The organism is Euzebyella marina (assembly GCF_003687485.1).
Lineage (GTDB): Bacteria > Bacteroidota > Bacteroidia > Flavobacteriales > Flavobacteriaceae > Euzebyella > Euzebyella marina.
The window spans coordinates 768,075-779,728 of record NZ_CP032050.1 but is presented as its reverse complement, the minus strand read 5'-3'; the positions used below and the strand labels follow the sequence as shown (position 1 = coordinate 779,728).

The 11,654-nt window shown below is 38.7% G+C and carries 11 protein-coding genes and 1 tRNA gene; 5 read left to right on the top strand and 7 right to left on the bottom strand.

The window, feature by feature from the left end; all coding sequences use genetic code 11:
• Positions 1-62 precede the first annotated feature (62 nt).
• The 5 genes from D1013_RS03195 to D1013_RS03180 form a co-directional block, all read right to left on the bottom strand.
• A complete protein-coding gene (locus D1013_RS03195; protein ID WP_225621365.1) occupies positions 63-527 on the bottom strand; it encodes a hypothetical protein in 465 nt (154 codons plus the stop codon).
• A gap of 98 nt (positions 528-625) precedes the next feature.
• Positions 626-1,462 carry a DUF932 domain-containing protein gene (locus tag D1013_RS03190; RefSeq protein WP_121847507.1) on the bottom strand — a complete coding sequence of 279 codons (837 nt, stop codon included), beginning with the start codon at positions 1,460-1,462 and terminating at the stop codon, positions 626-628.
• Between the two features lie 17 nt (positions 1,463-1,479).
• Positions 1,480-1,632 (bottom strand): hypothetical protein, encoded by a 153-nt coding sequence (locus D1013_RS20265; RefSeq protein ID WP_162987794.1) that lies wholly within the window; start codon positions 1,630-1,632, stop codon positions 1,480-1,482.
• 254 nt (positions 1,633-1,886) lie between these two features.
• Positions 1,887-3,674: a ParB/RepB/Spo0J family partition protein gene (locus D1013_RS03185; RefSeq protein ID WP_121847506.1), complete on the bottom strand. Its 1,788-nt coding sequence runs from the start codon at positions 3,672-3,674 to the stop codon at positions 1,887-1,889.
• A gap of 383 nt (positions 3,675-4,057) precedes the next feature.
• Positions 4,058-4,139: transfer RNA gene (locus tag D1013_RS03180), tRNA-Leu, on the bottom strand.
• 299 nt (positions 4,140-4,438) lie between these two features.
• On the opposite strand from D1013_RS03180, the gene D1013_RS03175 reads away from it, so the two are divergent.
• Positions 4,439-5,839: a dipeptidase gene (locus tag D1013_RS03175; RefSeq protein ID WP_121847505.1), complete on the top strand. Its 1,401-nt coding sequence runs from the start codon at positions 4,439-4,441 to the stop codon at positions 5,837-5,839.
• A gap of 101 nt (positions 5,840-5,940) precedes the next feature.
• Here the strand turns inward: D1013_RS03175 and D1013_RS03170 are convergent, their stop codons facing one another.
• Positions 5,941-6,519 (bottom strand): PhnA domain-containing protein, encoded by a 579-nt coding sequence (locus tag D1013_RS03170; protein ID WP_121847504.1) that lies wholly within the window; start codon positions 6,517-6,519, stop codon positions 5,941-5,943.
• 108 nt (positions 6,520-6,627) lie between these two features.
• On the opposite strand from D1013_RS03170, the gene D1013_RS03165 reads away from it, so the two are divergent.
• From D1013_RS03165 to D1013_RS03150, 4 genes are all read left to right on the top strand, one after another.
• The gene (locus D1013_RS03165; RefSeq protein ID WP_121847503.1) at positions 6,628-6,930 is read left to right on the top strand and encodes a hypothetical protein; all 303 of its coding nucleotides are present in this window, start codon (positions 6,628-6,630) and stop codon (positions 6,928-6,930) included.
• 60 nt (positions 6,931-6,990) lie between these two features.
• The gene (locus D1013_RS03160) at positions 6,991-7,356 is read left to right on the top strand and encodes a BlaI/MecI/CopY family transcriptional regulator (RefSeq protein WP_121847502.1); all 366 of its coding nucleotides are present in this window, start codon (positions 6,991-6,993) and stop codon (positions 7,354-7,356) included.
• A 2-nt stretch (positions 7,357-7,358) separates the two neighbouring features.
• On the top strand, positions 7,359-9,926 hold the full coding sequence (locus D1013_RS03155) for a M56 family metallopeptidase (RefSeq protein ID WP_121847501.1): 2,568 nt from the start codon (positions 7,359-7,361) through the stop codon (positions 9,924-9,926).
• Positions 9,927-10,139: 213 nt separating this feature from the next.
• Positions 10,140-11,240, top strand: a complete 1,101-nt coding sequence (locus D1013_RS03150) for a DUF4407 domain-containing protein (RefSeq protein WP_121847500.1) — start codon at positions 10,140-10,142, stop codon at positions 11,238-11,240.
• Here D1013_RS03150 and D1013_RS03145 read toward each other — a convergent pair whose 3' ends face one another.
• Positions 11,241-11,585: an Hpt domain-containing protein gene (locus D1013_RS03145; protein WP_121847499.1), complete on the bottom strand. Its 345-nt coding sequence runs from the start codon at positions 11,583-11,585 to the stop codon at positions 11,241-11,243.
• Positions 11,586-11,654: the final 69 nt, after the last annotated feature.

Sequence of the window (11,654 nt, the reverse complement as noted above, 5' to 3'; positions counted from 1 at the left end):
GATAAGAGACAGGCCTGAAATTCAATAGGATTTCTACCTAATAGATAGATAATCCCAAACGATTAACCTAAAGATGGTGGCCCCCGTAAATCGAGGGATGAAAGGAAAGGATTAAAATAGTGATTGGGCGGATGATAAAGCGGCGGGTCGTTGTTTCGCCTCTTATCAATAAAATATAGTTCTTGAAAACCAGAATAGGTTTTTACAACATTCTCATTCGTATCGGTACGGTGTTCAACGATTTGTCTTTCGACAATAATATCGGTTGAAACCGTGGAATGGACGTGCATATCCATAAAGAACCCAAAAAAGCCATATGGTGATTCTTCGTCTTCGTGCGAACCATTATCGTGATGGTGGTGTTCGCCCGTATGGGCAACATCCGAATGGGAATGGGAATGCGAATCCTGGTGCTGATGATGCAGATGCGGAAATGCTTGATGCAGCACCATAAGGCCAAACAGGCCCAAGAAGAAAACTGCTGCTATTTTATTTGCTTTTTGCATCGATTGCAAATATACAAACATTCTGAAAATGTTAAATTTTTAGCTTCAGTCTTTTTTTAATCAAATGTCAGGGTTTCATTAAAAAATCCAGTTTAAGGCACTGGATAAACCTTTTAAAGCTATGCCAGGGCATACACTTCATCGAACAACTTTATATCAAGTCGTTCCTGTTGGCCAAAGCTCTTTTTCAGTACATTGTGCAATACCGAATTAAAGGCATTATAACCTATCCAAAGATTCGGTTCCTCATTGAGCAACAAGGCTTCGTAATTGAGAATTTCAAGAACTTCACGAGACTTTTTAGATGGGTCGCTGTTCTTATCGCTACATTCATAGCAGAACAGTTTCGTTCTGTCAAGAATAGCTTTCACAAATTCCTTGGTATCGATGATTTTAAATTCCTTCATCTTGTCAAATTTCTTGGTAATGGTGTAGAACTCGTTGTCCAAGAATTTATCAAACAGGTTGTTTAACCTTGGCATTATAAGGTCTGTGTTATTCCTACTGTGCTTAATCGAAAACTCGATTTCAGCCTGTGAAACGTGTAGCCCGTTGGAACACACCTTTCGATAGAACCCGAAATGGCCAGAGGTCTTTTCACTACCATCATACGAATTTTTGAACCGAAGCATTGGCAGTATCAAATCCTTATCATTCTTAACCGTAAATTGGCTTTTGTCGTCAATGATAAAGTCGGTGATAAACGACCTATCGTTCTTGTTGATGGTTCGCTTATGATAGTTAAGTCCAGCATCAACCAGCATTAATTCTGCTTTTTTGAAGAACAGTTGGTTTGGAATGTGTCCGTAGCTTTTTGATACCACGTTGACTATTTTACCATTCGAGATGATGGCGTTTTCAAGCCCACGACGGGATTCCATCTGGGTCAAACTTTTCAAGGATTTCATTTCATTGGAAACGAAAATCTCATCTTGTTGCAAATTTTGTAAATACATAGCTTCTGAATTTTTGGTTAAACATTTTGTGATAATAGAGCGTAATACTCTGGATGCTTTTCTCGGTAATAGGCCAGATGGCTTTCGGCACCTTCAATCGTGTAATTTTCCCTACTGGATTCATAATGTGCCTCGGCTTCTTCGACCGAAATCTTCGCTTTTGTTGACATAATGTTGAAATTTTAGTTAAACAATATTTGAGCATCGAACAAACGGAAGCTAAAATCACAGCTCAAAAGGAAACGGAATAAATGAGAAGTGGAATGCGCGCAACGGCTTTATGCCGTAGTCTTTTGATGGGTGTATTTTACGAGTTTACCTTTGCGCTGGTATAGATGGATGTCTTTCCTTTAAATCCTTGCAGGGTATCATAAAAAGAAAAAGGGCCGACACGAATGCCTACCCTTCTTCAAAACAACAAAAGCTAATCGTTGAGTTCCTGAATTTTCTTTTCAAGAACTTCGATACGCTCTTTCAAACGTGCTTCACGTTTGTTTCGTTTCTCAGCATAGCTCTTCTCAATGTCTGCAATTTTGGATTTGTAATATCCCTGCATCGCATTGTAGAACGAAATGTTTGTGAGATTATTGACGTGATTGCTTTCGCCAAAATGGACTTGTTTCGTGAGGATATAGCGAATCAATTTGTGGAAAATTTCTTTTTTGAAATGCTTCTTGAAATGCGCTACGGTTTCTGCTGTGTTCATTTTTGATGTATCACCTAAGAATTTTGAAAAACACTTTTGTTGAGTAGTGTAATCCACATTGTTTTCAAACAGTGAAATGGAAAAAGCAACCATCTCATCTACCGAAAGTGTTTTTTTCATATCGATATAATCCGTCTCACGAATCATATTTACAACTTCCTCAAACTGCTTGTTGTTCTCAATCTGTTGCTTGCGGATTTCACGCTCATTGATTTTTATGATTTGTTCTTCCGGTGTACAATCTGCCATTTTTCTGTTGGCCAATGGTGCTGCATATTCTGTGGATTTATCTTTTGACTTTTCAATTACCTTGACAAACACTTTTTTGTTTTGGTAGGTCTCAGGATGGAACACGATGCCGTTTACAAATCCATTGTCAGTTGCTGAATTGTAATTTTTTAATTCTTCTTCGTAGTTCTGAATGGCTTCCTTAAGCTCAGCTTTCAATTCGTCTTCAAAATAATCGTAATGTTGATATTCTATTTTGATGGCCTCTATTGTTGGCTTAATAGGATTTTCAATGATTTCAACATCATCAAGCAGATAGACCTTCAACCCATTATTTTCCAGTTGGGAAATAATGAGCTGATTTTTTTCTTCATCCGCCCAATACTGTAGTATTTCTGGAATGAGCAGTATGTTGTCTTTCTTAGATTTATCAATCAGTTTTAAGAACGATTTTGTCTTTTTCGTCTCAAAACAGGCTGATTTGGTACAGACCATTTTGCCTTCGCCAAACAGATTGCCTTGATTCGCAGCATTGAACGGACATTCTACACAGGAACCCGCTTTAGCGACTAATCCCTTGTCCTCAACATCAAAGGGCGCTTTTTCCAAATCATAGGTTCGGTTGTTTATCATTCGGTTTATCTGATGTGCGTTGAATTCTTCGCCCATCGTTTCCAGCATCATCTGTTGTTCCTCTGGTTCAAAGAGCGCAACACCAACACCTAACGAAATGGTCATTTCACCACTACGCACAAAATGTTTGAAACCGTCAATCAATCCAGCTAATTTCAAACGTTGTCTGATGAAGTTGTCGGTTCTTCCCAAACGCTTCGCGATTTCAGAGGGTTGATACTTGTCACTCAGATAAGCTATCGCTTCGGCTTCTTCAGTAGGCCCTACGTCCTTCCGTTGCAGGTTTTCGATGATTTGAACTTCAAGCACTTCGTCGTTTTCATAGGTTCTTACGATACAGGGAATCGTTTTCTTGTTCGCTATTTTGCTTGCGCGAAACCGTCTTTCGCCCATAACGATGATAAAGTCCTTCCCCGATTTGCGAACCGTTATTGGTTGCAATACACCAAATTCCTTGATGCTATCCGAAAGCTGTTGTAGCTGTTTCTCATCAAAGGTTTTTCTCGGTTGCTTAGGGTCAGGCTTGATTTTGCCAATGGGAATGTTCTCGATTTGAAGTACCGGAACTTTCTTTCCGTTCACTTCTTTTTTCGCAGTAGTCGAAGTTCTTCTGCGCTTTCTTGTAGTACTCGCTTTTGTTGTCATAATACTCAAATTTTAGATTAAACAATATTTGAGTAGTGAACCAAACGGAAGATAAAATCTTGGCTCAAAAGGAAACGGAATAAATAGGTAGGGGTAGAAGCGTTGGCTTTATGCCGTAGTCTTTTGATGGAAGGATTTTACGAGTTTAACTTTCGGGAATATTGTATGATAATAAACCCCCAATCGAAGAACAAGAGTCGAGAAAACCTAAATTCTATGAATTTATATTGATTGACATAGTGGTTAATATCAAATGGAAGTATATGACACTAAATCAAAGTTTATCTTGAAAATAGGTCAAATGTTGTACCTATGTTGTACCCGTGCTTTTTTTTGGTCAATTTTCAAAGTAAAAAAGCCGAAGATTTCTCTTCGGCTTTTAGTGCGGGTGAAGGGACTCGAACCCCCACACCTTGCGGCATCAGATCCTAAGTCTGACGTGTCTACCAATTCCACCACACCCGCATAAAGTGCAAATTAACACTTTTTATTTGGATAAATCCTAAGTCTAGCGTGTCTACCAATTCCACCACGCCTGCATCAATATTTTCGTATCAAGAACTTCAATTTCTTTACATTCTTGATTTAAATTATGACTTTGAAAATTTAACTGTGTCTACCTCCCGATAGCTATCGGGACCACCACGCCTGCAACTCCAAAATCAAATTGGGATGCAAATATAAAGCAAAAAATCAAATCTCTAAATTTTAAAACATGAAAACTTAGTTTTTTGTAATTTTAAAAACTACCCTAATTTCGTCCTATGCAAAATGTAGAGGAATACCTGAAAAAAAACCAGGATCGATTTTTAAAAGAACTTATAGAACTGCTTAAAATACCTTCTATTAGTGCAGATTCTGCTTTCTCCCAAGATGTACTAGATACTGCCGAGGCGGTTAAAAACGCCTTGCAAAAGGCTGGTTGCGATAAAGTAGAAATATGTGAAACGGATGGCTATCCCATTGTTTACGCAGAAAAAATTCTAGACCCAAAATTGCCGACCGTATTGGTCTACGGGCATTACGATGTTCAACCCCCTGACCCGGTCGACTTGTGGAACTCCCCTCCTTTTCAACCTGAAATCAAAAAGACCGATTTGCATCCCGAAGGGGCTATCTATGCCAGAGGTGCTTGCGATGATAAGGGGCAGATGTACATGCATGTAAAGGCACTTGAGTTTATGGTAAACACCCATCAATTGCCCTGCAATGTCAAATTCATGATTGAGGGCGAAGAAGAAGTGGGCAGCCGTAATCTGAGTGTTTTCGTGGCCAATAACAAAGAGAAATTGACAAACGATGTCATCTTAATTTCAGATACAGGTATGATTGCCAAAGATGTGCCTTCAATAACCACAGGACTAAGAGGCCTGAGTTATGTAGAGGTAGAAGTAACCGGCCCAAATCGCGATTTGCACTCCGGTCTTTACGGCGGTGCGGTGGCTAACCCAAATAATATTTTAGCAAAAATGATCGCCTCATTGCACGACGAAGACAATCGAATTACTATACCTGGATTCTATGACAAGGTTCAAGAACTTTCTGAAGAAGAACGCGCCCAAATGGCCAAAGCTCCTTTTAGCCTCGAGAAATACAAAAACGCCCTTTCTATCAATGATGTTCGCGGTGAAGCCGGTTTTTCAACCAACGAAAGAAACTCCATCAGGCCTACTTTAGATGTCAACGGAATGTGGGGAGGCTATACGGGTGAGGGTGCAAAGACGGTCATTCCTAGCAAGGCATATGCTAAAATTAGTATGCGATTGGTACCTAACCAAGATTGGCAAGAAATAACGGAAATTTTTAAGAGGCATTTTGAGGCAATAGCCCCAGAGGGGGTGAAGGTCAAAGTAAAACCTCACCATGGGGGTCAAGGCTATGTGACACCTATAGACAATACTGCCTATCAAGCGGCCTCTAAAGCTTATGAAACTACATTCGGAAAAGTACCCATACCTCAACGAAGCGGTGGTAGTATACCTATTGTTTCTTTATTTGAAAAGGAACTGAAAAGCAAGACCATACTAATGGGCTTCGGTTTAGATAGTGATGCCATTCATTCACCGAATGAACATTTTGGGATATGGAACTATTTAAAGGGAATTGAGACCATACCGTATTTCTATAAATACTTTACGGAAATGAGCATGGATTTGGAAAATTGACTTAAGACTCAAGACTTAAGATTAATGACCATTCAATTGTAAACGAAAAATAGCAACTGGCAACGGACCATCCCAGTTAGGTTGATACGGACAAACCACAACTAACTTTTCTTCACATATTTGGTAATAATCACGATTTGCTGACCATCTACCTTGCCTTCGATGTACTCCGCATTTTCACGGTCTAATGAAATTCGACGTACGGCAGTACCCTGTTTTGCCACCATACTGGATCCCTTTACTTTAAGGTCTTTTATGAGCACCACATTATCCCCATTTTCTAGAACGGCCCCATTGGCATCTCTATGAACGATTTTTTCGGCTTCAGAGAGTCCTTCACCTGTAGCCTTGGCCCAATTCAGCGTTTCTTCTTCCAAATACATCATATCCAACAGGTCTTTTGGCCAACCTTCATCTTTCAATCGAGACAGCATACGCCATGCAACAACCTTTACCGCTTCATGTTCGCTCCACATACTATCGTTCAAACAGCGCCAATGATTGGGTTCCATTTTATTGTTTCCATCTATTTGTGACAGACAATCTGAACAGACTAAAATACTTCCATCAATTCCCCCTGTAGAGACAGGTGGCACTTCATACACCGATAAACTTTTTCCTGAACTACACAACTCACATTTCGTGTCGCTTCGCTCTTTCAATCTTTCTAAAACATCCATACTGAAAAGGTTATTTGACAAAAATAAACCATTTATGGAGGGTACCAGTAGTGTCTGTCAAAATCCAAAAAAAATCATTATTTTACATTAATCATTTGAGGTTTTGTTATGAGCGGACATATTATCGATATGGTCAACCGTATTCGTCAGAATAAAATCCCCCAGAGAAAAAAATTTCAGGGGGACAACAGAAGTATGCTTTATATCGAACCTTCTGAGGTGAATTACGACTTTGCGCAGCCAACACCAGATGAACTTCAAAAAATTAAGTTGACCATTAGGCAAGAAGCTCTCCAAAATAAAAAGAACTCTCTTTTCTTACTTGCAGCTTGTATCGTCGTCATTGCTCTATTAATGACACTATTCCTCTTAAATTACGATTTCCCTTTTGCTACATTAGGAAAATATTAATTCTACATTTGTAGAATTAGATTTATTGTTCTATGTTTGTAGAACAATAAATGGTATGTAATGCAATTATCTAAAACAGAAGAAGAATTAATGAACCTTTTGTGGAAGCAGAAAAAAGCTTTTATGAAAGATTTGTTAGAGGCCTACCCGGAACCTAAGCCGGCAAGTACTACCGTTGCCACACTTCTAAAAAGAATGACGGAAAAAGGTTTTGTTGCCTATGTCATGCAAGGGCGTTCTAGGGAATATTACCCCTTGGTAAAAAAGAAAGATTATTTTTCAAAACACGTGAATGGGCTTATACGCAACTTTTTTAATAATAGTCCCGGACAGTTTGCGTCGTTCTTCACCCAAGAAACGAATCTTAGTATAGAGGAGCTTGAAAACTTAAAAAAGCTCATCGATAGCGAAATCAAAAAAAGATAACCATGTTACTCTACCTCTTAAAATCGGGAGCATGTTTAGCCGCATTCATGGCGCTTTATAAATTGTTGTTGGAAAACGAGCAAATGCACGTTTTAAAACGATTTTATCTTTTGGGATCCGTAGTGCTATCATTTATTATTCCGTTAATAACCTTCGTCAACTATGTTGAGGTTGAAACCATTACTGCGCCCTTTGACCCCATCAATACTTTTGCCGTAACCGAGCTGGCCAATGAAGCGCCTAAAGAGGAGTTCGATTGGCTACCTATTTTACTAACAATTTATATTTTCGGCTTATCAGTATTTCTCTTTCGTTTTCTAAAGAATCTTTCGGATTTGATAAAAAACATTCGAAAGAACCCTAAACTAAAAGTACGTTCATGGGTTCATGTTTTATTAAATGACCTTGTGGTACCCCACACGTTTTTCAATTACATTTTTTTGAACAAACAGAAATTTGAAGCGAAGAAAATACCCCATGAAGTACTTTTACATGAGAACGCACATGCCAGCCAGAAACATAGTGTGGATGTTTTGATAATGGAATTACTTCAAATTGTGTTTTGGTTCAACCCCCTTATTTACATCTTAAAGAACTGGATCAAACTGAACCATGAATTTTTGGCCGACCGTGCCGTAATTCAACAGGGTATTTCTCTTTCGCACTATCAACAAACCTTATTAGCGTTTGTCTCATCAACAAACCATCAAGATAATCAGTCAAGTTTGGCAAATGCCATCAATTATTCATCAATCAACCTGACCTTATTTGGCAAGACCTTAAAATTCAACAGTTCATTTGGGCAGGTAAAAAAACGTTTTACAGTCATGAAAAAAAGAAGTTCTACTACCTCGGTAGTACTAAGAAGTTGTGCGGCCATACCTTTAATTGCCGTTTTGTTAGCGGGTTTCAGCGAACAGATTACAATGCCGAAACCCATTTCGCCCGTGATTGAGATGCAGCAAGGTGCCAGCAGTGCCGAAATGCAACAGTTCAATCAACTGGCCGAAAAATATAATTCAGTACCTAAAAAAGACAGAGTAATTCCGCTAGAAGAATTGGCCATCTTGGAAGGCGTCTATCGTAAGATGTCCTCTAGACAGAAAAACGAATCTTTACCTTTTCCTGAATGCAATACATCAAATGTAATTGCTCAAGAAACAGTAGAGTTTATAGAAATATACGTTAACAAAAAAGGCCGTCTTTTGATTAATACCAACGTAGTTACCCTTGAAAATTTATCTCAGCATTTAGAAAGTCTTGATACGCCAAACACATTTGAAGAAAGAGAACAAAACTTAAGAGTTGTAATCAATGCGGAGAAAGGTGCACCTCAAAAAGTTCTGGAGAAAATCGATACCATTATTTCCGATTTTGGAGCGGCTACTGTAAATATCATGGAACATAAGGCCTACGCCCAACAAACTACCATCTCGGCCAAAGAGGTAAAAGAATATAATTCTTTGGCAAAGAAGTACAATAAGATGTTGGAAAAAGACGAGGGTATACGCATTCTAAAAAAAGACGTTGACCGAATGGAATATCTCTTCAACAGTATGTCTGAAGAACAACGGGTAGATGCAGAGCCTTTTCCTGAATTGCCTGAGCCACCAGCGCCACCGTTACCCCCTAGTCCTCCTGAAAAACAAGTTCAACCGAAACAGCCAAAGACACCATTACCTCCAGATGAAGCTTTGGAAATGGAAGAAGATGTAGAAGTAGTTGAGGAAATCAATGAAAATTTGATAGAAGAGGTACTCTTGAAAAGGAACTCCTCTGATATGGAGTACGCCAACTACCAAATAAAAAAAATCATTGAGAGGCAAGATCCTTATGACGTTGTTAATGGAAACCTTTATATCGTTACTTCTAATGAAAAAAACATTGTAACTCCCAACGTTTACAAGTCTAAACTGCTACATACTCAAATTAAGATTCAGGAAACATTGCCTCCGCCACCACCACCTTATAAAATACCGAATAAAAAAGATGAATACTCAGAAGAACTTCTTGAGGTCTATGATAATTTTATTCAAAAAGCTGATGAGTACAACAAAAAGGAAGAGGTTTATAGGGAAACTAAAGAGGGTACCATTACAGAATTGTACAAATTGCACATTGAGTTAATGTCCCTTTACAACACCTATCATAGTTTGGCGATAAAAGAAGGTTTAATGCCCCCACAAGTTGGTAAACCAGAGAAAATTACAAAACCGATCAATGAGGGTTCTCAAGCGGCTCCACTAGCCTCACCTATGAGGGGTAAAAAAGGTTCGCTATCTCCCAACGAAGAAAAAGAAATTAAGGCTGAAAAAACTAAAAATATCGGCAATCCCACCCTAAAGATGACACTTTTCGACCCGCCATATTTAGGGCCGCAAACAGAGAAAGCTAATCCGACAGCCATATTTGAAAAAATGCTTCTGAACGGCTCTAGAATATGGCACAAAGGTAAAATTATCTCAAAGGATGAAGGGCTTCAACTATTAAAGAAACATACGAATGTGCAATTGGTAACGCACGAAACACCACACGATGTTCCATCAATGACATTAGATGAGTTGGAGTAAAAAAGGTGAGAAAGAAGTTGTAACTATTCTCTGAACCTGTAGAAATAGATTAAGAATCAGCACTTAATAAGCCAAAGCCTTCTTTCTGAAGGCTTTTTTGTAATAAATAACCACTATCACATACTAACCATCATCAAAATCAAGTTACCCATTATGAGGCCCTTGCTATTTTAAGCTAGGTTTCATTAAAATTCATCAATCAAAATCATCATCATGTTACAGCGATTCTTTATTCTCTGCTCAGGAGCGGACACCGAAATTCTTAGTTCATGCTCTCAAGGAGAGCGCAATAAATTTGCCGGTATTGGGGCTACAGTTTTCTTTACGGCCCTAATGGCTACCATTGCCTGCAGCTATGCCCTATATACTGTTTTTGACAACTTATTTTCTTCAATATTTTTTGGGTTTATCTGGGGTCTACTAATCTTTAATCTTGACCGGTTCATTGTCTCCACTATCAAAAAAAGGAATAACCGATGGGCGGAAGCTGCTCAAGCGATTCCGAGAATTGTTCTGGCCATTATAATTGCAGTGGTGATTTCAAAACCACTGGAGATGAAAATTTTTGAAAAAGAAATCAATCAGGTACTTCTAGAAGAGAAGAACGAGATGACCTTGGCCAACAAACAACAACTTGCCGAACAATACACACCAACAATAGCGCTTCTTAATGAAGAGATTGCTGCTTTAAAAAATGAGATTCTTGAAAAGGAAACCGAAACCAATACGCTTTATGACACTTATATTTCTGAGGCCGAAGGCACTGCAGGAACCGGCCTTTTAGGAAAAGGCCCGGTTTATACAGAGAAAAGGGAAAAGCATGATGCCGCATTGGCCGAACTACAAGAACTCAAGAAAACCAATAGAGAAAAAATTCTAGGAAAAGAAGAACAAATTGCCCAATTAAACGCAGAGTACGCACAAACAGTAGAAAATACGCAACCTATTATTGACGGTTTTGATGGACTCATGGCACGTATCAATGCTTTGGAAAAATTACCTTGGTTGCCTTCTTTCTTTATTTTTCTGTTATTCTTAGCTATTGAAACCTCCCCCATAATCGCCAAACTTCTAGCTCCAAAAGGTGAGTACGATTTAAAACTGGAAGATCAGGAAACCAGTCTAGAAACATGGGTTAGCCAAAAAGTCATGCAAAGGTCTAATATTCTAGCTACCGACACACAATTGAACGAAAAGATTTATAGTGAAATTGTTGAAGAGGAAGCGGTTTACGCCTATAAAAAGCAGAAAGCGGAAGAACTACTGAAATTACAGGCAGATGCCTTTCAAAAGGGAGAACTGAAGAGTCTTTAGTTAAGCATTGTCTAAAAAGTTAGAAACTTTTTTCAGTACCGACTTAAAATCTTCATCAAGGGCCGCATCACCCTTTTCAAGTTTTTCTTTATGGGCCTCGGCGAAGGCGAAAGTCTTTTCCATGCCGAGAACGCTGAACTTATATTTCAATTTATGAACTATTTCGGCTGCAGTTCTCGGTTCATCTATTTTAATATGATAGAGGTACCTGCCTAAATCACAGGTGAATTCGGTTTTCATAATGGCGACAAACTTCGCCTGAAATTCAAAATCTTGCGTACCTACGAGTTCTACTACGTAATCAAGGTTCGGCTTTTCCTTTAAAAAATCTTCTGTCGAGTCCATAATTGAGTATCCGCATTACCCGTAAAACTGTCTATCATCAAATGCGAACTTAACAAAGGTAAGAATTAT

Bases quoted from the DNA above. Each gene is read 5' to 3' on its own strand.
- D1013_RS03160 (WP_121847502.1), top strand. From the start codon at position 6,991: ATGCAATTATCTAAAACAGAAGAAGAATTAATGAACCTTTTGTGGAAG.
- D1013_RS03150 (WP_121847500.1), top strand. From the start codon at position 10,140: ATGTTACAGCGATTCTTTATTCTCTGCTCAGGAGCGGACACCGAAATT.
- D1013_RS03165 (WP_121847503.1), top strand. From the start codon at position 6,628: ATGAGCGGACATATTATCGATATGGTCAACCGTATTCGTCAGAATAAA.
- D1013_RS03185 (WP_121847506.1), bottom strand. From the start codon at position 3,674: ATGACAACAAAAGCGAGTACTACAAGAAAGCGCAGAAGAACTTCGACT.
- D1013_RS03170 (WP_121847504.1), bottom strand. From the start codon at position 6,519: ATGGATGTTTTAGAAAGATTGAAAGAGCGAAGCGACACGAAATGTGAG.
- D1013_RS03175 (WP_121847505.1), top strand. From the start codon at position 4,439: ATGCAAAATGTAGAGGAATACCTGAAAAAAAACCAGGATCGATTTTTA.
- D1013_RS03190 (WP_121847507.1), bottom strand. From the start codon at position 1,462: ATGTATTTACAAAATTTGCAACAAGATGAGATTTTCGTTTCCAATGAA.
- D1013_RS03145 (WP_121847499.1), bottom strand. From the start codon at position 11,585: ATGGACTCGACAGAAGATTTTTTAAAGGAAAAGCCGAACCTTGATTAC.
- D1013_RS03195 (WP_225621365.1), bottom strand. From the start codon at position 527: ATGTTTGTATATTTGCAATCGATGCAAAAAGCAAATAAAATAGCAGCA.
- D1013_RS03155 (WP_121847501.1), top strand. From the start codon at position 7,359: ATGTTACTCTACCTCTTAAAATCGGGAGCATGTTTAGCCGCATTCATG.
- D1013_RS20265 (WP_162987794.1), bottom strand. From the start codon at position 1,632: ATGTCAACAAAAGCGAAGATTTCGGTCGAAGAAGCCGAGGCACATTAT.